This window comes from Streptomyces sp. NPDC056161, assembly GCF_042268025.1.
Classification (GTDB): Bacteria; Actinomycetota; Actinomycetes; order Streptomycetales; family Streptomycetaceae; genus Streptomyces.
On record NZ_JBHJUV010000057.1, the window covers coordinates 1 to 22,544 of the forward strand.

General features: G+C 70.8%; 15 protein-coding genes and 1 pseudogene. 8 read left to right on the plus strand and 8 right to left on the minus strand.

Annotated elements, in window-relative coordinates; all coding sequences use genetic code 11:
- Positions 1-410: 410 nt before the first annotated feature.
- Both ACFC09_RS37045 and ptsP read left to right on the plus strand, forming a co-directional pair.
- Positions 411-860, plus strand: coding sequence for a PTS glucose transporter subunit IIA (locus tag ACFC09_RS37045; RefSeq protein ID WP_376535860.1), 450 nt, complete (start codon positions 411-413; stop codon positions 858-860).
- 77 nt (positions 861-937) lie between these two features.
- Positions 938-2,611, plus strand: coding sequence for a phosphoenolpyruvate--protein phosphotransferase (gene ptsP, locus ACFC09_RS37050; protein WP_376535862.1), 1,674 nt, complete (start codon positions 938-940; stop codon positions 2,609-2,611).
- A 73-nt stretch (positions 2,612-2,684) separates the two neighbouring features.
- Here ptsP and ACFC09_RS37055 read toward each other — a convergent pair whose 3' ends face one another.
- Positions 2,685-3,578, minus strand: a complete 894-nt coding sequence (locus tag ACFC09_RS37055) for a hypothetical protein (RefSeq protein ID WP_376535864.1) — start codon at positions 3,576-3,578, stop codon at positions 2,685-2,687.
- Between the two features lie 218 nt (positions 3,579-3,796).
- Complete coding sequence (locus ACFC09_RS37060; protein ID WP_376535866.1) at positions 3,797-5,764, minus strand: acetoacetate--CoA ligase; 1,968 nt, start codon at positions 5,762-5,764, stop codon at positions 3,797-3,799.
- Positions 5,765-5,978: 214 nt separating this feature from the next.
- Here ACFC09_RS37060 and ACFC09_RS37065 point away from each other — a divergent pair, with 214 nt between their 5' ends.
- On the plus strand, positions 5,979-8,339 hold the full coding sequence (locus ACFC09_RS37065; protein WP_376535868.1) for a glycoside hydrolase family 31 protein: 2,361 nt from the start codon (positions 5,979-5,981) through the stop codon (positions 8,337-8,339).
- A 9-nt stretch (positions 8,340-8,348) separates the two neighbouring features.
- Here ACFC09_RS37065 and ACFC09_RS37070 read toward each other — a convergent pair whose 3' ends face one another.
- Positions 8,349-8,885 carry an NUDIX domain-containing protein gene (locus ACFC09_RS37070; protein WP_376535870.1) on the minus strand — a complete coding sequence of 179 codons (537 nt, stop codon included), beginning with the start codon at positions 8,883-8,885 and terminating at the stop codon, positions 8,349-8,351.
- 145 nt (positions 8,886-9,030) lie between these two features.
- Between ACFC09_RS37070 and ACFC09_RS37075 the strand changes: the two genes are divergently transcribed.
- The 4 genes and pseudogenes from ACFC09_RS37075 to ACFC09_RS37090 all read left to right on the plus strand — a co-directional run.
- Positions 9,031-9,477 carry a Zn-ribbon domain-containing OB-fold protein gene (locus ACFC09_RS37075; protein WP_376535872.1) on the plus strand — a complete coding sequence of 149 codons (447 nt, stop codon included), beginning with the start codon at positions 9,031-9,033 and terminating at the stop codon, positions 9,475-9,477.
- Complete coding sequence (locus ACFC09_RS37080; RefSeq protein WP_376535874.1) at positions 9,474-10,664, plus strand: lipid-transfer protein; 1,191 nt, start codon at positions 9,474-9,476, stop codon at positions 10,662-10,664. The genes ACFC09_RS37075 and ACFC09_RS37080 overlap by 4 nt, the downstream gene beginning before the upstream one ends.
- A gap of 133 nt (positions 10,665-10,797) precedes the next feature.
- Complete coding sequence (locus ACFC09_RS37085; RefSeq protein WP_376535876.1) at positions 10,798-12,432, plus strand: GGDEF domain-containing protein; 1,635 nt, start codon at positions 10,798-10,800, stop codon at positions 12,430-12,432.
- Positions 12,433-13,137: 705 nt separating this feature from the next.
- A pseudogene (locus ACFC09_RS37090) lies at positions 13,138-13,347 on the plus strand (glycerol kinase); the annotation flags it as partial.
- A gap of 345 nt (positions 13,348-13,692) precedes the next feature.
- Here ACFC09_RS37090 and ACFC09_RS37095 read toward each other — a convergent pair.
- The 5 genes from ACFC09_RS37095 to ACFC09_RS37115 are packed head-to-tail and all read right to left on the minus strand — an operon-like array spanning position 13,693 to position 21,594.
- Positions 13,693-14,298, minus strand: a complete 606-nt coding sequence (locus ACFC09_RS37095) for an ATP/GTP-binding protein (protein ID WP_376535878.1) — start codon at positions 14,296-14,298, stop codon at positions 13,693-13,695.
- Positions 14,279-17,896, minus strand: a complete 3,618-nt coding sequence (locus ACFC09_RS37100) for a hydantoinase B/oxoprolinase family protein (RefSeq protein WP_376535881.1) — start codon at positions 17,894-17,896, stop codon at positions 14,279-14,281. Before ACFC09_RS37100 ends, ACFC09_RS37095 begins: the two co-directional genes overlap by 20 nt.
- Before the next feature lie 24 nt (positions 17,897-17,920).
- Positions 17,921-18,316, minus strand: coding sequence for a DUF742 domain-containing protein (locus ACFC09_RS37105; RefSeq protein WP_376535884.1), 396 nt, complete (start codon positions 18,314-18,316; stop codon positions 17,921-17,923).
- Positions 18,317-18,325: 9 nt separating this feature from the next.
- Positions 18,326-18,760 (minus strand): roadblock/LC7 domain-containing protein, encoded by a 435-nt coding sequence (locus ACFC09_RS37110; RefSeq protein ID WP_376535886.1) that lies wholly within the window; start codon positions 18,758-18,760, stop codon positions 18,326-18,328.
- Complete coding sequence (locus ACFC09_RS37115; protein WP_376535888.1) at positions 18,757-21,594, minus strand: nitrate- and nitrite sensing domain-containing protein; 2,838 nt, start codon at positions 21,592-21,594, stop codon at positions 18,757-18,759. Before ACFC09_RS37115 ends, ACFC09_RS37110 begins: the two co-directional genes overlap by 4 nt.
- Positions 21,595-22,018: 424 nt before the next feature.
- On the opposite strand from ACFC09_RS37115, the gene ACFC09_RS37120 reads away from it, so the two are divergent.
- On the plus strand, positions 22,019-22,543 hold the full coding sequence (locus ACFC09_RS37120; RefSeq protein WP_376535890.1) for a hypothetical protein: 525 nt from the start codon (positions 22,019-22,021) through the stop codon (positions 22,541-22,543).
- Position 22,544 lies beyond the last annotated feature (1 nt).

Below are 22,544 nucleotides of genomic sequence, written 5' to 3' on the forward strand. Positions count from 1 at the left end.
GTTGACTTTTGGCACGCTGTTGAGTTCTCAAGGAACGGACGCTTCCTTCGTACTCACCCTCTCGGGCTTTCCTCCGGGCGCTTCCCTTCGGTGTTCCAAACTCTATCAGTAGTTTTTCCTCCCCCTGACCACCCTCTTGCAGGCATGCAGAAGAGGCCCCGGGATAGGAACTGACAAGTATGGATCCTGCCGAGCCGTGGCGCTGGATCACACCACTCGGTCTCAAGCAGGGGTACGACTCTACATGGGGCTGCGAAGCGCGCGCAAATCGATTAGGCTGGTGGTCTAGACCACTAAGTGGTAGCTTCAAAGCGGAACCTGTACTTCAGATGTCATACGCTGCTGGTCAGTGAGCCGTCCGGGACAGCTATGACGGCCCATCAGCAATCCCCACCCCTGGGAGGCTTCCCATGACCACCGTGATGTCCCCTCTTGCGGGGCGCGCCATCGGTCTGGTGTCCGTGCCCGATCCGGTCTTCTCCGGGGCCATGGTCGGCCCGGGCACAGCTATCGACCCCGTGCGCGAGCCCTCCGAAGCCGTCGCACCTGTGGACGGTGTCATCGTCTCGCTGCATCCGCACGCCTTCGTGGTGGTCGACGAGCACGGGCGTGGCGTGCTCACGCACCTCGGTATCGACACCGTGCAGCTCAACGGTGAGGGGTTCGAACTGCTCGTCGACAAGGGCGACACCGTGAGTCGCGGCCAGGGGATCGTGCGCTGGAACCCCGCAGCCGTCGAAGCGGCCGGCAAGTCCCCGATCTGCCCGGTCGTTGCGCTGGACGCCGCTGCCGACTCTCTCTCCGAGCTCCGTGATGAGGGCGACGTGAAGGCCGGCGACCGCCTCTTCGTCTGGGCGTGACGTCGATGCCGTCGCATGGCGGCGAGTTGGACAACCACCGCGGCGGCGGGGTCCGCCGCACTATCGGAGACGGTGAGATGGAGACAACGCTGCGAGGCGTCGGCGTGAGCCACGGTGTGGCGATCGGCGAGGTCAGGCGCATGGGAACGGCGGTGCTGGAGCCGCCCGCCAAGCAGATTCCGGCAGCGGAGGCGGAGCGCGAGCAGGGGCGCGCTCGTCAGGCCGTGGAAGCAGTGGCGGCCGACCTGGTGGCGCGCGGCAACCTGGTGGGGGGCGAAGCCCAGGCGGTGCTTGAGGCGCAGTCCATGATGGCCCAGGACCCGGAGCTGATAGCGGACGTGGATCGCCGTATCGCCGACGGCAGTACGGCCGAGCGCGCCGTCCACGATGCGTTCGCCGCGTACCGGGAGCTGCTGGCCGGCGCCGGTGAATACCTCGCGGGTCGCGTGGCAGACCTCGACGACGTCCGGAATCGCATCGTCGCGCGGCTGCTCGGGGTGCCCATGCCGGGCGTCCCGGACAGCGACGAGCCGTACGTACTGGTTGCCCGTGATCTCGCGCCGGCCGACACGGCGCTGCTCGACCCGACGCTCGTTCTCGGTTTCGTCACCGAGGAGGGCGGGCCGACCAGTCACAGCGCGATTCTCGCGCGGGCGCTCGGGGTTCCGGCCGTGGTCGCTCTGCCGGGCGCGGGTGAGCTGGCCGAGGGAACGGTCATCGCGGTCGACGGCAGCACCGGTGACATCTTCGTGAGCCCGAGCGAGGAGAAGAAGGCACAGCTGGAGGCCGCGGCCGCGGAGCGCAGGGCTGCTCTGGCTGCGTCGTCCGGCCCGGGTGCCACGGCGGACGGCCACAAGGTGCCGCTGCTGGCCAATGTCGGCGGCCCGGCGGACGTGCCGGCGGCCGTGGAGGCAGGAGCGGAGGGCGTCGGTCTGTTCCGCACCGAGTTCCTCTTCCTCGACGACAGCAAGAGCGCGCCTTCCGAGGAGAAGCAGGTCGATGCCTACCGGCAGGTGCTGGAGGCATTTCCGGAGGGCCGGGTGGTCGTCCGGGTGCTCGATGCGGGTGCGGACAAACCACTGGACTTCCTCACCCCGTCCGACGAGCCGAACCCCGCGCTGGGTGTGCGGGGGCTGCGGTCGCTGCTTGAACACCCCGAGATCCTGCGGGCCCAGCTGAACGCGCTGGCGCGCGCCGCCGAGGGGCTGCCGTCGGTCCACCTGGAAGTGATGGCCCCGATGGTGGCCGACCGTGCCGACGCCAAGGCGTTCGCGGAGGCGTGCCGGGATGCCGGGCTGGAGGCGAAGTTCGGCGCCATGGTGGAGATCCCCTCGGCCGCGTTGCGCGCGCGTTCGATCCTGCAGGAGGTCGAGTTCCTGTCGCTGGGGACCAACGACCTCGCGCAGTACACCTTCGCCGCGGACCGTCAGGTGGGGGCGGTCTCCCGATTGCAGGATCCCTGGCAGCCGGCGCTGCTCGACCTGGTGGCGCTGTCGGCGGAGGCGGCCGGGGCCGAGGGCAAGGGCTGCGGTGTGTGCGGTGAGGCCGCGTCGGATCCGCTGCTTGCCTGTGTCCTGACGGGTCTGGGCGTCACCTCCCTTTCCATGGGTGCGGCATCGATTCCTTACGTCCGCGCGACGCTGGCGAAGTACACGCTGGCCCAGTGCGAACGGGCCGCCTCCGCTGCTCGGGCGACGGACAGTGCCGAGGAGGCCCGGGCAGCGGCTCAGGCGGTTTTGTCCGGCGAGTAGTCCGTCGCGCCGGGCCCGGCATCGGCGGTTTCCAGGGGCGCTCCGCTCACGGGCGGGGCGCCCCTGGGGGTGTTCAGTGATGGTGGCCAGGCGTCCTCTCGTCGTCTCCGAGGTCGGGGGGCACGGAGTAGTCGACTCCTGATTCGGGAGAGATCAGGTCGCCCGATTCCACGTCGGTGCAGTAGGCGTCGAAGACTTCCCCGGCGGTCAGCGGTTCCAGGCCGTTGTGCCGGACCCGCCAGCCGTAGACGCGGTCCGCGGTGCCGGGAGCGCTGGTGCGCATGACGAGTCCGCCGGGACTGGACGTGGCGATGCCCAGTGCCAGGACCGTGGTGAATTCGAGGGCCTCAGTCTCGTCCAGTTGTGTGGTCCCCTCCGTGTCCCTGTCGGCGTGGAGGACCGACACGAGGGGTTCCTCCGTGCCCGAGACGCTGCAGACGAGGTGGCGGTCGCCGGTCGGGGCCGTGTCGAGGATGCGGACGAGGAGGTCCGAGGCCCGGGTGAAGGCCGCGCGTCCGATGTCTTCTCCGCAGGTGGCGCAGGGGCCGAGGCGGGCGAGGAGATGGGTGGCGTATTCCCACGTGGCCTGCCGGACGGCCGCGTCGACGAGGGAGGGGACGAGGTCGGCGAGGTTCTGGCCCTCGTAGGGGACGGTGGCGCCCGTGGCGGCGATCTCCGCGGTGAAGCGCGCCCGGCTCGCCGGGGCGTCCGGTTCGAGGCCGGTGCCCGCGCAGAATTCGGCGTACTCGGCCGGGTCGAAGAGGGCGAGTGTGGTGTGGTTGCCATGGGCGGCGCGGATCCTGAGGAGCGCCTCCACCTGTTGGAGATAGGCGGTGTGGTCGTGGAAGGTGAAGGTGCGGTAGCGCCGCATGGCTCGGAAGTCCTGCTCGTCGGTCAGCAGCCCGAGTGTGCCGACGATCTCGCGGCGCAGAAGGCGGCGCATGATCTGGTGGTCGGTGTGCGACATGGTTCCCCCTGTGTGCAGTCGATCAATGCTCACTCACGGTAACCGGCTGCACTGACAATCGGTCTGCCGAAGATCACCAGGCCCGGTCTGCGGGCGCTCCTGTGACCGCATTGCGGGTCGCCGGGGGTTCGGGTCCGGCGCGGATAGGGGGCGAAAGGCGCCGGAAAAGGTGGCACGAGGTCCGAGTTTATCCGTTTATCCGGGTTTCTCCCCGCCGATCAGCCTCGGTCGCGTGCCAGTGCCTGGTAGAAGGTCAGCAGATCGAGGTTGTCGATGGAGCCGGGGTTGACGGCCTTGTCCAGGGGGGTGCCCTGCAAGAGACGCTTGACCGGGACCTCGATGCGTTTTCCGGTGAGCGTGTGCGGGATGCCGGGAACCTCGATGATCTCGTCGGGAACGTGCCGCGGCGAGAGTTGTTCGCGGATGGCCTGCTTGACCCGGCCACGGAGGGCGTCGTCCAGGACGGCGCCGGGCGCCAGGTGCACGAACAGGGGCATCCAGTATCCGCCGTCGGGCTGCTCGACGCCGATGACCAGGGATTCCTTGACCTCGGGTAGGCGTTCGACGACCTCGTAGATATCGGCGGAGCCCATGCGGACCCCCTGGCGGTTGAGCGTGGAGTCGGACCTGCCGTGGATGACCACCGTGCCGCGGGAGGTCACGGTGATCCAGTCGCCGTGGCGCCAGACTCCGGGGTAGGTGTCGAAGTAGCTGTCGTGGTAGCGGCTGCCGTCGGGGTCGTTCCAGAAGTGGACCGGCATCGACGGCATGGGGTTGGTGACCACCAGTTCGCCCACCTCGTCGATGAGGGGCTTGCCGCTCGGATCCCAGGACTGCAGGTCGGTGCCCAGGCCGGGGGCCTGAAGTTCGCCGGTGTAGACCGGCAGCGTCGGTACGGCTCCGGCGAAGCAGGAGCACACGTCCGTGCCACCGCTGACGGAGGCGATCCACAGGTCGTCGCGGACCTGGTCGTGCAGCCAGCGGAATCCGTCGGGCGGCAGGGGTGATCCGGTGGTGGCGACGCACCGCACCGTGGAGAGGTCGAAATCCCGGGAGGGGTGCACGCCGGCTTTGCGGCAGGCCATGACGTAGGCCGCCGACGTGCCGTAGAGGGTCGCCCCGGTGCGTTCGGCGACGCGCCACTGGGCACCGGTGTCGGGATAGCCGGGGCTGCCGTCGTACAGGACGATCGTGGTGCCGGTGAGCAGGCCGGAGACGAGGAAGTTCCACATCATCCAGCCGGTCGAGGTGTACCAGAAGAAACGGTCCTCGGGACCCAGGTCGCAGTGCAGACCGAGTTGTTTGAGGTGCTCGACGAGGATGCCGCCCTGGGACTGCACGATGGCTTTGGGCATGCCGGTGGTGCCGGAGGAGTACAGCACCCACAGCGGATGGCCGAAGGGGACCTGCTCGTAGACGGGTTCCACGTCGGCCGAGGTCAGCGCCGACCACTCCAGGGCGCCTTCCGGTGCCTCGGTGCCGAGAAGGGGGATGTGGACGACGGCGCGCAGGGTGGGCAGTTCGCGGCGCAGTTCGGCCACGGTGTCACGGCGGTCGTGCTCCTTGCCGCCGTAGCGGTAGCCGTCGACGGTGAACAGGACGACCGGTTCGACCTGCTGGAAGCGGTCGAGGACGCTGCGGGCGCCGAAGTCGGGGGCGCAGGAGGTCCAGACGGCGCCCACGGCGGCCGTGGCGAGGAGCGCGACGACGGCCTGCGGGATGTTCGGCAGGTAGCCGCTGACGCGGTCGCCGGGGCGGACACCGAGGGAGCGCAGTTCGGTGGCCAGGGAGCCGACCTGGTGGCGCAGGTCGGCCCAGGTGACCGGGCGTGGTCCGTGGGTCTCGTCCACGTACAGGAGCGCGGGTTCGTCCGCGCGGGCCGTTGCGGCGCGCAGGGCGTGCTCGGCGTAGTTCAGGGTCGCGCCGGGGAACCACTGGGCACCGGGCATCGCGCGGTCGCCCAGTACGCGCGCGTAGGGCGTCGAGAACCGTACGCCGAACCACTCGGTGACGGCTTTCCAGAAAGTGTCCAGCTGGTCCACGGACCAGCGGTGCAGTGCGGGATAGCCGCCCTCGGACGGGGCGCCGTGCCGTCGGGCGGCCCAAGCCTGGAACTCGGTGATGCGTGCCTGGGCGATCCGTTCCGGCTGTGGCTGCCAGAGCGGCAGCGGGTTCGCGGTCGACATGGGGCGGCTCCCGGACTGGACGTGTCGTGCGCGTCGCTCGCGCACGGGACGGTTTGTGCGCGTGACACGGGCTGACACGGACGATGCCATGTGATCGACTTCTACACCAGGGTGCGCCCCACATAGTCCACGTCGTGAAGATGTGGTCTCAGCACGGGTGAACGGCGATTGAACGGCACCCAAGTATGAGGCGGTCGGTGGCAGGGTGAGCAGCATGGACGGTCGTGACCTGGTGCGTTCGATGAGAGTGGGCGGTCCGGTGCGAGCAGCACGGGGGTTGCGCAGCGTGCGGGCCGCATGGCGCCGGAGGCGCGCCGACGCGGTCGGGTTGCCGCCGCGGGGCGTGGAGCGCGCGCGGGTGCCCGGTCCGGTGCAGAGCGTGGAGCCGGGGCCGGGGGGCGGTGTCATCCGGTTCGCGAGGTCGGAACTGCGGATCACCGTTGCCGGCAACGGGGCCGTCTTCTGGGGATGGGACGGGGCCGGTCCTGAGCCGTCGTACGCGCTCGCGGGGCGCTGTCCGGAGCCGGACCCGCGGGCGGTGCTGGAGCCGGACACGAACGGCGGCTGGCGGGTCGTCGCGGAGCGGGTGACGGTGTCCGTCTCCCGGCACGGGGCGATCGAGGTGTGCACCCCGGGGGGAGTCATGCTGCGGCGGGATCTGCCGCCCCGCTGGTGGGAGCCGGTCGGCGGGGGCCCGGCCCGCTGGATGCAGCGTTCGGAGGTGGCCGCCGACGCGCGCTTCTACGGCCTGGGCGGGCGCGCGTCGGGACCGCGGCTGCGCGATGGTACGTACCGGCTGTGGAACACCGATCCCGGTCGTGCCTTCGCCCCTGGCGACGACCCGTTGTACGTCACCATGCCGGTGCAGTTGGTGGTCGCCGACGCGGCGGCGCACCTGGTGTTCTACGACAGTTCGTGGGACGGGACGATGCTGCTGCGGGAGGGCGAGGAGGGCGCCGGCTCCGGCCACGACCGGAGTGGGAGGTGCGAACTCCGGATGGACGGCGGCCCGTTGCGCTGCTGGGTGATGGTGGGCACCCCCGCGCGCGTGCTGCACGTCTGGGCCTCGCTGACCGGGGCGCCCGCGCTGCCGCCGGCGTGGGCGCTCGGGCACCATCACGCCCGCTGGGGGTTCGGCAGCGAGCAGGAGGTGCGGCGGGTCGTCGCGGGATACCGGGAGCATGGGCTGCCGTTGGACGCGGTTCACCTGGACATCGATCACTACGACGAGCATCAGGTGTTCACTGTCGACCACGAGCGCTTTCCGAAACTTCCGGGACTTGCCGAGGACTTGCGGCGTACGGGAATCCGCCTGGTGTCCGTCGTGGATCCCGGGGTGAAGTCCGCCGCGGGCAACGCGGTGTACGACGGCGGGACCGCTGTGGACGCCTTCGTGCGGGCCTCTTCGGGGCAGGTGGTGCGGGGTGAGTCGTGGCCCGGTGAGTCGGTGTATCCGGATTTCACGCACGCGCGCGTGCGTAAGTGGTGGGGCGCGCTCTACGAGGAGCGGCTGGCACAGGGCTTCGCCGGCTTCTGGCACGACATGAACGAGCCCACGTCCTTCAACGCCTTCGGGGAGACGACGCTGCCCCGTTCGGCCCGGCACTGCCTGGACGGCCGCGGTGGTGACCACAGAGAGGCGCACAACGTGTATGCGCTGTGCATGGCCGACGCGGCGTACGAGGGGCTGCGCGAGCTGAGCCCGCGGGAGCGGCCGTTCCTCCTCTCCCGCTCCGGGTGGGCCGGAATGCAGCGCTACGGGGGCGCGTGGTCCGGGGACGTGGCCACTGGCTGGCCGGGGCTGCGGGCCTCCCTGTCCTTGGTGCTGGGCCTCGGGTTGTGCGGGGTGCCGTACTCGGGGCCGGACGTGGGCGGTTTCGACGGGAGTTCGTCGCCCGAGCTGTTCCTGCGCTGGTTCCAGCTCGGCGCGTACCTGCCGCTGTTCCGCACCCGTGCGAGCCTGCGGGCGGGGCGCACGGAGCCGTGGGAGTTCGGTGAGGAAGTGCTGGAGCACGCGCGCGTGGCACTCCTGGAACGTCGGCGTCTGCTGCCGTACTTCGTGACGCTGGCACACCTGGCGCGGCGTACTGGTGCGCCTTATGTGCGTCCCCTGTGGTGGAGCGCGCCGGAGGACCGGGCGCTGCGTGACTGTGAGGACGCCTTTTTGCTGGGCGACTGTCTCCTGGTGGCGCCTGTGCTGGATCCGGGCGCCGACCGGCGCGCCGTGCAGCTGCCGCGTGGCCGTTGGTACGACACGGCCACCGAGCAGGTGTACGAGGGGCCGGCGCAGGTGCTCCTGGACGCTCCGCTGTCCCGGATTCCGGTGCTCGCGCGCGCGGGTGGCGTCGTGCCGGTACGGGGTGCGGACGGCGGTCTGGAGCTGGAGGTGTGGGCGCCGGTCCGCGGCCGGACCGGCGGCGGGCTGGTCGTGCCGGATGCGGGCGACGGCTGGGACGAACCGGAGATCGAACGCTACGTCGCCCGCTGGGAGGGGCGGGGGGTGGTGGTCACACGGGACGGGGAGGCCGGCAGGGATGTGCCGTCCCGCCCGGTGCGTATACGGGGGCTCGGGTGAACCCGGAACTCAGATGTACCGGCCCTCGAACCATGCCCGTACCGCGGCGCTGTGCAGCGGGAAGCCGAGTTCCTCCGGCCTGCGCAGCAGGTGCCAGCCTTCGGTCTCGTCCGTCGCGTGGGACGCCGGGAGTGCGTCGGCCGGGCGTTCGGGGAGAAGGCCGAACAGCAGCAGGTGCCCGTCGGGCGAGCTCATCGCGTCGATGAGCCGTACGTCACGGGCGGTCGCGTCGATGCCCGTCTCCTCCTTGAGTTCTCGGACGACGGCCTGACGCCAGTCCTCCCGGTCGTCGATGTAGCCGCCCGGCAGCGCGACGGTCCCGCGGGCGGGCGCGACGGTGCGGGTGATGACGACGAGGGCGGTGCCCTTCGTGTCGTACACGGGTTGAAGGGCGATCGCCACCGGCAGCGGGTTGCGGTAGGCGATGGACCCGCAGGCCGGACAGGTGCGGGGCCAGCCGGAGACTCCCTCTCCGTAGGGCGCTCCGCAGCTCGAACAATGCGAGTCCGGCTCGGAGTTGGCGGTTGAGTGCTGAAATTCGGACACGCGCGGACTGTATCCGATCGCGGGAAGCTCGTCTTCCGGAAGCTGTCCGTAAACAGGCCGTCCATTCACCGGCGCGGCCTGCCCATTTGCGGACGCCCGTGCCACACTCCTGACTGTCCGTCAGATCCTATGCCCTGGAGGGACCATGTCGCGCACACGCACACCGGCGGTCTCGGGGTGGTTCACCGGTGAGGGAGACACGTTCGGGCTCCTGGGCACACGCTGTTCGTCCTGCGCCGCAGTCTTCTTCCCCCGTGAGGACACCCACTGCCGCAACCCCGGGTGTCCGGGGGGCGACCTCCTGGAGGCGCCCCTGTCACGACATGGTCGCATCTGGTCGTACACGAACAGCCGGTATCGGCCTCCGTCACCCTATGTGAGCGATCCGGAACTTCCGTGGGAGCCGTACACGTTGATGGCAGTGGAGCTGGAGTCCGAGCGGATCGTGGTGCTGGGACAGGCGGCTCCCGGTGTCACCGTCGCCGACCTGGCGGTGGGCATGGAGGTGGAGGTCGTCCCCGGGGTGCTCCACGAGGACGCGGAGACCACCTGGACGACCTGGAACTGGCGGCCGACGGGGGTGCAGGTATGACAGCGGATGTGGCGGTGCTCGGCGTGGGCCTGCGCCCTTGGGGGAAATGGGGACGCGGCTTCGTCGAGTACGGCGCTGTGGCGGCCCGCGCCGCGCTCGCGGACGCCGGACTGGAATGGCGCGACATCGGGTCGATCGTCGGGGCGAACACGGTGCGCGGCGGCTATCCCGGGCAGGTCGCCGGTGCGACGTTCGCGAAGGCCCTGGGCTGGCAGGGAGCCCGGGTCACCAGCGTGTACGCGGCGTGCGCGTCCGGCGCGCAGGCGATCGCCACGGCGCGGGCGCAGATCCTCGCCGGGCTCACGGACGCGGTGCTGGTGGTGGGCGCCGACGCGGCACCCAAGGGCTTCTTCCGGCCCGCGGGCGGTGAGCGCCCCGACGATCCCGACTGGTTGCGCTTCCGCCTGCTGGGTGCGACGAATCCGACGTACTTCGGCCTGTACGCACGGCGGCGAATGGCGCTGCACGGCGACACCCCGGACGACTTCGCCCTGGTGAAGGTGAAGAATGCCGCGTCAGGGGCGCTGAACCCGTACGCGCGCTACCGAAAGCGCGTCACGGCCGAGGAGGTCGCCGCCTCCGCGGTGGTCGCCGACCCGCTCCGGCTTCTCGACATCTGCGCCACCTCGGACGGCGGTGCGGCGCTGGTGCTGTCGAGTCTGGAGTTCGCGCACCGGCAGGGCGCGTCACGGCCGGTGCGGATCAGGGCGGTCTCCACCGTGACGCCGCGCTATCCCAGTACCGTGCTGGACCTGCCCGACATCGCCACGGATTCGTCGACGGCGGTCGCGCCGGCGGAGCAGACCTTCCGGGCGTCGATCGCCCGAGCCGCCTACGAGGAGGCAGGCATCGGCCCCGAGGAGTTGTCCCTGGCGGAGGTGTACGACCTCTCCACCGCCCTGGAGTTGCAGTGGTACGAGGACCTGGGGCTGTGCGGCGAGGGTGAGGGCGCCAAGTTGCTCCGGGAAGGCGCAACAGCCCCCGGAGGGCAGATACCCGTGAACGCGAGCGGCGGACTCGCCTCCTTCGGAGAGGCGGTGCCCGCCCAGGCGATCGCCCAGGTCTGCGAGCTGACCTGGCAGTTGCGGGGCACCGCGGGCGACCGGCAGATCGCCGGCGCGCGCGTGGGGATCACGGCCAACCAGGGGCTGTTCGGGCACGGCTCGTCGGTGCTCGCGCTGCGCTGACGCGCGACGGAAGGGGACCGCGTGACAGGAGGGGCACACGAGGTTGTTCTACGCTGTGTGATCACCTCCGAATGCTGCGTGAACGTCTCATGAACTACGCCTGGGCGTGCGCCGACGGCGCCATCATGCTCCCGTGCACTCCTGGACGGATACTCTCCGCTTCGCCTTCCAGCCGGTGGTCAACCTGGCCACCGGCGGCGTCACCGCACTGGAGGTACTCGCCCGCCCGGAGACCGGGGACATCCTGACCGAAGCCCGTCGAGACCCCGAACTCGACGGCAGACTTGCCGTGCTGGCCTTCCGCGCGGCGGCTCGCAGGGAGCGGCTGCTGCCCCTGCACATCAACGTGTTCGCGGCCACGCTCGCCGACCTCGGCGGCCTCACCCCCCTGCACGACGCGGTACGCGCGGCGGAACGCCTGCCGTGGGAGGTGACGCTCGACGTCGTCCCGCCCTACACGCACGTGCCGCAGCGGGCACTCCTCGACGCGCTGGCCGCGCTGCGCGACCAGGGGTTCCGGATCAGCGCCGACGGCGTCGGAGAAGGCGACGTACCCCTCAGGCTGCTCACCGACATCGCACCCGACCTGGTCAAGCTGGATGCCTCGCTGCTCACCCGGCCGGCCGCGGTACGGGCGATGCGGACGCTGTGCGAGCAGTTGGGCGCCCTACTGGCGATCGAGGGCGTGGAGACCGAACTGGAGCACGCGGACGCGCTGTCGGCCGGTGCCCAACTGGCACAGGGCGAGCTCTTCGCGCCGCCGTCCCGGATTCCCGTCGTCGATGTCTACGTACCGCCCCGCTTCCCGGACGCCCCGGCCGTGCCGCGGTCGGGGCCGACGGTGCGCGAGTTCGTGCGGCCCGCCGCGCTGCTGCCGGTGACCGCCTCGGCGGGCCAGGTCCGGGCACTGCTGACCGGGTCGCCGGACGTGTCCGGGGTGCTGCTGGTGGACCGGGCCGGAGCCCCGGTGCGCTCGGTGCACCGCTCACGCTTCCTGCTGTCGATGTCGGGCCGTTACGGGCATGCCCTGTATGCCGACCGGCCCGCGCTCAAGCTGAGCGACCCGCCGCGCACGGTGGGCGTCGACGCCACGGCCTGGGAGGTCCTGGACGTCGTGGCGGTCGGCGGCCGGGACCGCACCTCGGACGACGTGGCGGTCGTGGACCAGCACGGCCGCTGCGTGGGCGTCGTGCGCCTCGCCGACCTGGTACGGGCGCTGGCCGAGACGCGGGTCGAGGAGGCGGCTGGGCTCAATCCCCTGACCCGGCTGCCCGGTTCGGACGTGATCACCGGCGAGGTGGACCGGCGGATCGCGGGCGGGCGGGGCTTCACCCTGAGCTGGCTGGACATCGATCACTTCAAACAGGTCAACGACGGGGCCGGCTTCGCGGCGGGCGACGAACTGATCCGATCGGTGGGACGGACCCTGCAACAGGCCGTGGCGGGGCACACGCGCGTGGGTCACATCGGCGGTGACGACTTCCTGGTGCTCGCCGACGAGGAGATCCTCGGCCCGCTGGCCGCGGCCGTGCTCGGCGCCTCCTGGTCGGCGGGCGGGCGTCCCGTCACGCTGTCCCTGGCCACCGTCGTCTGCGCGCCGGGCAGCGTGGTCGACCACCGGCAGGCCGCGGCCGGTCTGGCCCCGCTGAAGAAGGCCGCGAAGGCGCTGAGCGGGGCGAGCTGGGTACTGGCGCGCGCGGGGTCACCCGGATACGAGATCCGGCACGGTTCGGGCGTGACACCCGGATCCGGCACGGTTCGGGCGTAACACCCGTGCAGGCAGGCTGAGCGACGTCCAGGAGAGGCCCGACGGCCGTTGTTCGCCCGCGGCGGCGCCGTAGCGACAAGCGGCTTCCGTGGCCTCACAGAGCGCCGCCCGAACCGAGGGGTCTCCGTTCGACATGCTTGGGCGGCGGGCGAGCCCTGCGCCCGAAGTACTGCCCGTGCGGGGCCGGTTGACCGCGCGTACGGCCGTGCGCGCCGCTGTCACCATTGCCGTCGACGGCCTTGACGCTCCCCTGACGCCGGTGGACACTTCCGCTTATCGGTCGGCATCGCCGTATATTCTCGGCGCAATCAGGCATTGTGCCGCTCGGGACCTTCCTGAGCCGGGACCCGCTCCCCCACGGGCGATTCGATCGCGTCGGCACGCTCGTCATCGACGCCGGGCGGGGCGCGGGGCTCTCCCTGCCTTCGGTCGAAGTCGCCAAGGGAACCGTCCTGCAGGGAGATCCGGGGCCGATCCCCGGAGAGTCGGCGCCTGGGAGCCGTCATGAGCAACGAAGACATCTTCGTCGACGAGGTCGGCGGCACAATCGCGATCCTGGTCCTCCTCGGTACCGGTGTCCGCGCGGTGCTCATCCGCGGGCTCCGCAGGACACGAACGCCTGGGAGGCCCGTGATCACCCTCGGTCCAGGGTTCGATGTGCCGGTCGGCGCGATGCTCGGCGCTGTCCGCGGCCCGCTGCCCGGCGGGGTGCGCGCGGATCCCGCCCATGAGGCGACGCCCGCCGTGTGGGACCGCGCGACGGGCAAGCCCGTGCACGACGGCGCCGTCCGGCAGGACACGCGGACGGCGGCCCTGTGCGGCGAGTTGGGCGGCCGGCACGGGCAGGATCGTTTCCGTGGACAGACCGAGCTGCCGCCGACGAGTTGCTTCTCCGGCCTCAGGACCGCGCGGCTGAGCCACGCGCTCACGGAGGCACCGGCGTGCCGCCCGGAGTTCGTCACCGGCCTGAGCCGTTACGCCGCCGGGGCCCCCGCGGGTGCGGTGTGGGAGGCGACCTGTCGCCAGACCCGTGAGGGTTCGCCGTTCCGGGAGTTCGCCGTGCGGATCACCCGCCTGACGGCGGACGGATGTGTGTCCGGCACGGACCTGCTCGATCAGCATCGGGTCAAGGTGCTGGGCCGTACCGGCGCCGGCGTGCTGCACGCGCGCCTGCCCGACGGTGCGCACGCGCGCGTGGAGGCGCGCACATGGACCACGGCCCGTACCCCGGTCGGCGGGGGTACGGGCCGTGCGCGAAACTCAGGTGGTGACCGTCCGCCGGTGCCCGGCGCCGTACGCCATGGCGTGTTGGACGACTCCGATGAGCACCTCCTTGACCGACCGGCGGTCGCGGGCGTCACACAGCACGAGCGGTACGTCGTCGTCCAGGTCGAGGGCCTGGCGGATGTCCTGCGCAGGATAGCGGCCGGCTCCCTCGAAGCAGTTGACTCCGACGAGGAAGGGTATGGAACGCCGCTCGAAGTAGTCGATCGCGGCGAAGCAGTCCTCCAGACGGCGGGTGTCGGCGAGGACGACGGCCCCGAGCGCGCCCTCGGACAGTTCGTCCCACATGAACCAGAACCGCTCCTGACCGGGTGTGCCGAAGAGGTACAGGACCAGGTCCTCGCGAAGGGTGATCCGGCCGAAGTCCATGGCCACAGTGGTGGTGTGCTTGCCTTCCACACCGCTGGTGTCGTCCACCGGCCGTCCCGCTTCGGTGAGCAGTTCCTCCGTGCGCAGCGGCCTGATCTCGCTGACCGCTCCGACGAGGGTCGTCTTGCCCACGCCGAATCCACCGGCCACCAGGATCTTGAGCGTGACGGGCTCGACCGGAGGCTTGTCGTGCTCAGAACGCCCGAAGCTCATCGCTCTCTACTCCTGCTTGATCGGGGTGTGGTAACGGCCGGCCGTAGCCACCGCCACCGGGGGTTTCGATGACGAGCACGTCGCCGGAGCCGACGTCCGCCGAGTCGCTTCCGCCGAGTTCGGTGACCGAGCCGTCGGCCCGCTCCACCCGATTGGCGCCGAGCGCGCCCGGCTCGCCGCCCGCCATGCCGTACGGCGGGACCCGGCGGTGCTGGGACAGTGTGGAGACGGTCATGGGCTCGTTGAACCGGATCCGGCGCACCGCGCCGTCCCCGCCTGACCACCGTCCGGACCCGCCGCTTCCCCGCCGGACCGCGAACTCGTCGAGCAGGACGGGCAGTCGCCATTCGAGGACTTCCGGATCGGTGAGCCGCGAGTTGGTCATGTGGGTCTGTACGACGCTCGCGCCGGGGAAGCCGTCACCGGCGCCGGATCCGGAGGCGACGGTCTCGTAGTACTGGTGCCGTTCGTTGCCGAAGGTGACGTTGTTCATGGTGCCGGACCCCTCGGCCTGGACGCCGAGGGCCGCGTACAGGGCGCCGGTGATGGCCTGGGAGGTCTCGACGTTGCCCGCGACCACCGCGGCCGGCGGCTCCGGTGCGAGCATCGATCCGGCAGGCACGATGATCTCCAGTGGGCGCAGACAGCCGTCGTTGAGCGGGATGTCGTCGGCGACAAGGGTGCGGAAGACGTACAGCACAGCCGCGTTGACCACCGAGAACGGTGCGTTGAAGTTGGTGGCGAGCTGCGCGGACGTCCCTGTGAAGTCGATCGTCGCGGCGCGGCCGGCGCGGTCCACCCGCACGCGTACCCGGATGACGGCACCCGAGTCGGTCTCGTAGGCGTACTCTCCGTCGTCCAGCGCGTCGATGACCCGGCGTACGGCCTCCTCGGCGTTGTCCTGGACGTGCCGCATGTATGCCTGGACGACATCGAGTCCGAAGTTCTCGATCATGCGGCCGACCTCGTCGACGCCCTTCTGGTTGGCGGCGATCTGGGCGCGCAGGTCGGCGAGATTGGTCGTCGGGTTGCGCGTGGGGTAGGGCCCGTCGGTGAGCAGGCGCAGCGTCTCCTCCTCACGGAAACGGCCGCCCTCGGCGAGCAGCCAGTTGTCGAAGAGGACGCCTTCCTCGTCGATCGTGCGGCTGTTCGCGGGCATCGAGCCGGGTGCGATGCCGCCGATCTCGGCGTGGTGGCCGCGGGAGGCCACGTAGAAGAGGATCCGATCACCCTCTGTGTCGAACACCGGGGTGATGACGGTGACGTCCGGCAGGTGGGTTCCGCCGTGGTACGGATCGTTGACGGCGTAGGTGTCACCGGGCCGCATCGAGGTACCGCGGCGACGGATGACCTCCTTGACGCTGGTCCCCATCGAGCCCAGGTGGACGGGAATGTGCGGGGCGTTGGCCACCAGGTTTCCGTCCGGGTCGAACAGGGCGCAGGAGAAGTCCAGGCGTTCTTTGATGTTGACGGACTGGGCCGTGGACTCCAGCCGGGCGCCCATCTGCTCGGCGATGGACATGAAGAGGTTGTTGAAGACCTCCAGCAGAACCGGGTCGACTTTTGTGTCGAGGTCGGAACTCTGTGTAATCGCCGTGCGTTCCAAGACCAGATGGCCGTCGTCGGTCGTCGCGGCGTTCCAGCCGTCGTCGACGACGGTCGTGGCGCCGTCCTCGGTGATGATCGCGGGGCCGGCGACGATCCGTCCGGGAGGCAGCGCCTCACGGCGGTGGAGGGGTACGTCGCGCCAGGCGCCGCCGGAGTGGAGGCGGACCGCCCCGGGCGCGGCTTCGCGGCCCTCGTAGGTGGCGAGGGCGGAGAGATCGGGGGGTCGAGTGATGCCGGTGGCTTCGACGGAGAGGGCTTCGACGACGACGGGGCGGTCGAGCGCGAAGGAGTACGTGGCGCGATGACGTTCTTCGAAGGCGTGCCGCATCGCGTCGGGCTCGCTCAGCTCGACGGTGAGGGTGGTGTCCGTGCCGTCGTAGCGGAGTTGGGCGCGACGGGTGACCGTGATGCGGTCCTCAGGGACGTCCTCGGCCAGGAGTTCGGCGCGGGCGGCGTTCTCCAGATCGTCGGCGGTCCTGCGGACGCCCGGCATGGCCCTGGCCGTCAGAGGTGCTTCGACGGACTGCTCACGCATCGCCGTGGTGTCGGCGAGGCCGATGCCGAGTGCGGAGAGCACACCGGCCATGGGGGGCACCAGAACAGTGCGGATGCCGAGCGAGTCGGCGACCATGCAGGCGTGCTGTCCGCCCGCCCCGCCGAAGGTGGTGAGGGCGTAGCGGGTGACGTCGTGGCCCTTCTGGACGGAGATCCGCTTCACGGCGTTGGCGATGTTGGCGACGGCGATCTGCAGGAAGCCCTCGGCGACCTGTTCCGGGGTTCGGTCGTCGCCGGTGCGCTCGTGGATGTCCCGCGCGAGGGTGGCGAAGCGGTCGCGGACGAGCGCGGCGTCCAGCGGCTGGTTCCCCTCGGGTCCGAACACCCTGGGAAAGTGGGCGGGCTGGATGCGGCCGAGCATGACGTTGGCGTCGGTGACGGCGAGCGGGCCGCCACCGCGGTAGCAGGCGGGTCCCGGGTCCGCGCCCGCGGAGTCCGGGCCCACACGGTATCGGGAGCCGTCGAAGTGCAGGACCGAGCCGCCGCCGGCGGCGACGGTGTGGATGTCGAGCATGGGCGCGCGCAACCGGACACCGGCGAGCTGCGTGGTGAAGACCCGTTCGTACTCGCCCGCGAAGTGCGAGACGTCGGTGGAGGTTCCGCCCATGTCGAAGCCGATGACGCGGTCGAAGCCGGCGAGCTTCGACATGCGGGCCATGCCGACGATTCCGCCGGCGGGTCCGGACAGGATGGCGTCCTTGCCGCGGAACTGCCCGGCTTCGGCGAGCCCTCCGTTGGACTGCATGAACATGAGCCGTACGCCTTGGAGCTGGTCGGCGACCTGCCGGACGTAGCGGCGCAGCACAGGCGACAGGTAGGCGTCGACGACCGCGGTGTCGCCACGCGGGACGAGCTTCATCAGGGGGCTGACCTCGCTGGACAGCGAGATCTGCGGAAAGCCGGTGCGCGCGGCCAACTCCCCGATCGCCTCTTCGTGCGCGGGGTGCAGATGACTGTGCATACAGACGACGGCGACGGCACGGATCCCGTCGTCGTATGCCTCCTGGAGCGGACCGCGCAGCGCGTCCAGGTCGGGGGGGCGCAGGACGGTGCCGTCGGCCGAGATCCGCTCGTCGACCTCGACGACGCGTTCGTAGAGCAGCTGGGGGAGGTCGATACGGCGGGCGAAGATACGGGGGCGGTTCTGGTAGGCGATGCGCAGGGCGTCGTGGAATCCGCGGGTGATGACCAGAAGGGTGCGCTCACCCTTGCGTTCCAGGAGCGCGTTGGTGGCGACCGTCGTGCCCATGCGGACGGCGTCGATGGGTTCCGGAGAGCCGTCGAGGAGTTCGCGCACACCCGCGACGGCCGCGTCGGCGTACCGCGTGGGGTTGTCGGACAGCAGTTTGTGGGTGAGCAGGCGGCCGTCCGGGTGCCGCGCGACGATGTCGGTGAAGGTACCGCCCCGGTCGACCCAGAACTGCCAGCCTGTCACGTCACTACTCCGCTTCCACGCCGGTCACAGCGCCCGGAGGCCGTTGATCACGTCGCGCAGAATACTCTCGTCCGGCAGTTCCGCCGGGGGTACGGGACGTGTCACGTGGACGAGTTCCTTCGCCACGAGGTCGCCGACGAGGACCCGCACCACCCCGATGGGCAGGTCGAGCTCCGCGGCCAGCTCGGCGACCGACTGCGGCGCGGCGCGACAGAGTCCGACGATGTCCACGTGTTCCGGGGAGAGCATCTGGTCCGCCTCCGGGTCACCCGCGTGGGATTCCGTGACGACCACCGCGATCAGGTCGAGGCGGTGCTGGGCCGCACTGGTGGTGCGGCCACGCGTCATGGCGTACGGACGGACGACCGGTCCGGCCTCGTCGTCGAACCAGTGGTTTCTTCCCTGACCGTCTCCGCTCATGTCATCCCACTACCCGCCGGCGGGCAGATCGGTACGTGGGGCGGCCCCCAGATGCGCACCGACCCGCTTGACGAGGAGTGTCATCTCGTAGGCGACCTGTCCGACGTCGGAGTCCGCGTCCGCGAGGACGGCGAGGCAGCTGCCGTCACCGGCCGCGGTGACGAAGAGGAATGCCTCGTCGAGTTCGACGACCGTCTGGCGGACGCTGCCTGCCTCGAAGTGGCGGCCCACGCCCTTGGCGAGGCTGTGGAACCCGGACGCGACGGCGGCGAGGTGCTCGCTGTCCTCCCTGGTCAGGTCATTGGACGTACCCGTGGCCAGTCCGTCACCGGAAAGCACGATGGCCTTGCGGATGCTGGCGACCCGGTCGACGAGGTCGTCGAGGAGCCAGTTGAGCGTGCCCTTGTCCGGTGCGGTGTGGCCGGTCGCCTCTGGTGCGGTCATCGACCGTCCCCCTTAGTCGTTCCTTGTGCTGTGCCGTTCCGGGCGTCGTCGCCCGCGGCGTTCTCCTCCCGGCCGCGCTGCCAACCGCGCTGGAGCGAGGCCATGCGGCTGCGCACCTCCTCGGCGTCGCGGTCCTCGGGTTCCGTCTCCCGCCCGGGGCCTCGCGCGGCCTCGTGCTTGAGCTGCCGGGCGAGGCTGGCCTGCCGCACGCGTCGGGGCAGCGCGCCCGTTCCGGATCCGGTCTGTTCCGGTGCTTCCGCGGCCTGCTGGGCAGTGCCGTCGCGGCCGTCGTCGCCGGAGCTGGTCTCCGGGCGGCGGGGCCGCCGGGGAAGTCCGGGAGCCTCGGACGGCTCTCCTGGGCCGTCGGCCTGGGACTCCGCGCGGGCGTCGGCACCGCCGTTGTCCGCGCTGTCGGAGCGCGGGGGCGCCTCACCCCGGCGGCGGGAGGGCAGCGAGGCCAGGTCGGGTTCGGCACCGGACGGGCCGTCCGGGGACGCTTCCTTGTCCGCAGCCCGGCGGGAGCGCTGTTCCCTGATCGGCCGGCCGTGCGAGCTGACCAGCTTGGGTGTCCTGCGGCGGGGCAGCGGTACGGGGGCGTCCGGGCGGTCGTCCGCCCCGGCTCGGGCCGTCGCGTCGGACGGCTGCCGATGATCCCCGCCCGCGCGGCCCAGGGCCTCGTCGTCGGCACGGGCGAGGGACCGACGGCCGCGGAAGAGCCCGCCGCGTTCGCTGTACTCGTCGCTGAGGACGCCCGGGAGGTCGTCGAGCGTGTCCAGGTCGACAGGGCCCTCCAGTTCGACCGGGCCGTCCAGGAGCGAGGCGGGCAGGCTCGGCAGGTGCACGGGCACCTGGGCCAGGGCGGTGGCGCGCCGTTCATCCCCGTCAGCGGTCTCCGTGGTCCGGTCCCGGTCGAGGCGGAACCCGATGCCGTTGGTGTCGGGCACGTCGTCGGTCAGCAGCACGTCGGGGATGAAGACCACCGCGGTGGTGCCGCCGTACGGAGACGGCTGCAGGGAGACGCGGATGTTCTGGCGCTGGGCGAGCCGGCTGACCACGAACAGGCCGAGCCGGTCGGTGTCGGAGAGTTCGAACTCCGGGGTCTCGGCGAGCCGGAGGTTGGCCTCCAGCAGCACCTCGGCCGCCATGCCGAGGCCACGATCGTGGATCTCCAGGGTGAAGCCGTTGGCGACCCGCTCGCCGATGACCTGGACCGCCGTGTGCGGTGGGGAGAACACCGTGGCGTTCTCCAGGATCTCGGCCACCAGGTGGGTGATGTCGGCGACGGCCGGGCCGGTGACGGCGACCCGCGGCAGCCGGCGGACCTCGACGCGCTCGTAGTCCTCCACCTCGGCGACGGCGGCACGGACGACGTCCATCAGCTGGACGGGTTTGCGCCACTGGCGCGAGGGAGCGGCTCCGGAGAGGATCACCAGGCCCTCGGCGTGCCGGCGCATGCGGGTGGTGAGGTGGTCGAGGCGGAACAGGTCGGCGAGTTCGTCGGTGTCCTCGGTCCTGCGTTCCATGCTGTCGAGCAGGGTGAGCTGCTTGTGCAGCAACACCTGGCTGCGCCGCGCGAGGTTGACGAAGACCTCGGAGACCCCGGCGCGCAGTTCGGCCTGCTTGACGGCCGCCTCCACGGCGGCGTGCTGGAGGGTGTTGAGTGCCTGGCCGACCTCGCCGATCTCGTTCTTGTCGTACTCCAGGCGCGGCGCCTCGCTCTCCACGTCGACTCTTTCCCCCGCGGACAGCCGGCGCATCACGCTGGGCAGCCGGACGCTGGACGCCTCGTGCGCTTCCAGCCGCAGTTGGCGCAGATCGCGGATGAGTCCGCGGCCCACGCGTACGGACAGGACGAGGGAGACGATCAGAGCGGCCAGTCCGAGCAGGCCGGCGACGGCCGCCTGGACGATCACGCTCACCGCGACGGGGCGGGTACGGTCCTGATAGCGGTCGGAGGCGTCGTCGTCGAGGGTGCGCAGGTCTTCGAGCACGGTGCCCGCGGCGGCGTCCCAGCTCTTGGCGCCGATCTCGTTCGGCGTGCCCGCCCCGGAGGCGGTGACCGCTTCCTCGGCCGCGCGCACCGGCGCGGTGGTGGCGTTCTTCCAGAACCGGTCGTAGCGGTCGCGTTCGGACGCCGGGAGTTGCGGCAGGCTGATGTCGTACAGGAGGGTGCGCTGGGCGACGAGGTCGGAGATCTCGCGGGTCTCGTCCTGGGTGAGTCGGCCGACCACCAGGGCGGAACCGAGCAGGGCGTCCTCGCGGGAGAGGAGTTCGCGGGCCCGGTCGATGTTGACGAGGGCGCGGGCCTGGGTGTCCATCTCCACGTCGTCGACGCCTTCGAGGCTCGCCAGCAGGGAGTAGCAGGGGTCGACGACCCGGTTGTACAGATCGAGTGCCTGGTGGCGGGTGACCGTGCCGTCCTCGACGCTGCGGCGCAGGGAGTCGACGCCGTCGAACGCGTCCAGGACAGCGGTGAGGCGTTCGCCGTCGCCCGGGCTCATGCTGTCGCGGACACCGGAGTCCCTGGCGTTCTTCTGGATCTTGACGATCGCCGCGTCGGCGACGGTCCGGGTGCGCCGCAGGGCACCGAGCGCGTCGGAGGCTCGTGGGTCGGCGAGGTAGACGAGGGTCTGGCGGCGTTCCTGCTGCAGTGCGCGGACGGTGTCCTCGACGGGGTATCCGACGTCCTCCACGAGATGCGACACGTCGAAGACCCGGGCGAGTTCCCGTCCCGTGAGGACGCTCGCGAAGCCCCAGATGGCGGCCAGGGACACCAGCGGCACGAGAAGCAGCGCCACGATCTTCCGGCGGATCGACTTCCCGCGAAAGCGCATGGCCTCCCCCAGCTCGGTCCCCCTCCGGACGGGGGTGCATATGTGTGGCAACAAACGGCGCGAGCCTACTACCGTCACGCGGCCAACTCGAAGGCGCGTCCGGAGGCTGAACTTCATCTTCACCGCACGGACATGGCGAGTTGTCCCGGCATTGGGGGAGATTGCGCCCCCGGTTCCAGGGGTGCAGGGGGCATCCGTCGGTTCGACGCTCCGGGCGGTCGGCCGAAATTCTCCGGTGGTCCGGGAATCTTCGTGACGCGCCGTTCGTCCTTCTCTATGGGGAATGGGGGGCCGAATCGGTCACGGGAACCGCATCCACCATCCCGGCGGCGTAAAGCAGCGCAAGCCGGGCAATCACTGGGGAGCCGGTGTCTCTGGGGCACCGTGAGCGAGGGGGCTGTCGGCGGTGGGGAGTGACACGTTGATGGGCACGGCGGAGCGACGCGAGGGGCCCGAGGACGGCGTGACGGGGGGCTCGACGACCCGGCGGGGCCTTCAGGTCCCGGAGGGCGTTGGTCCGTACCCGCGGGGTACCGGGGCCGCAGCAGGACAACAGCAGCCGGGTTATCGGCCGTTGTGGATCGAGGAGCCCGCGCGGAGACGCCGGATGCCCGATCCGGTGCGTACGGCCGCGGTCCGTGCGGTGATCATCATCGCCGTGACGCTGATGCAGGCCATGGTGGCCTTTCTGTGCACCTTGGCGGAGTCCTGGCTGGCCCTCCCGATGGTGATCAGCAGTGTGGCCAGCACGGTGGTCGCCACCTGGGGCGCGCTCGACGTCTGGGTGACGCGCCAGGTGTGGAACCAGCGCCACGGCGTGGTGTCGGTGCCGAGCAGTACGGCGCGGTCGTTGCGCCGGGAGCGGCGTGCCGCCCGGCGGCAGGCGAAGGCCGCCAAACGGGAGCGGATACGCAGGCAGGGCAGCGCCGGGCAGTTGTCGCACCCCTGAG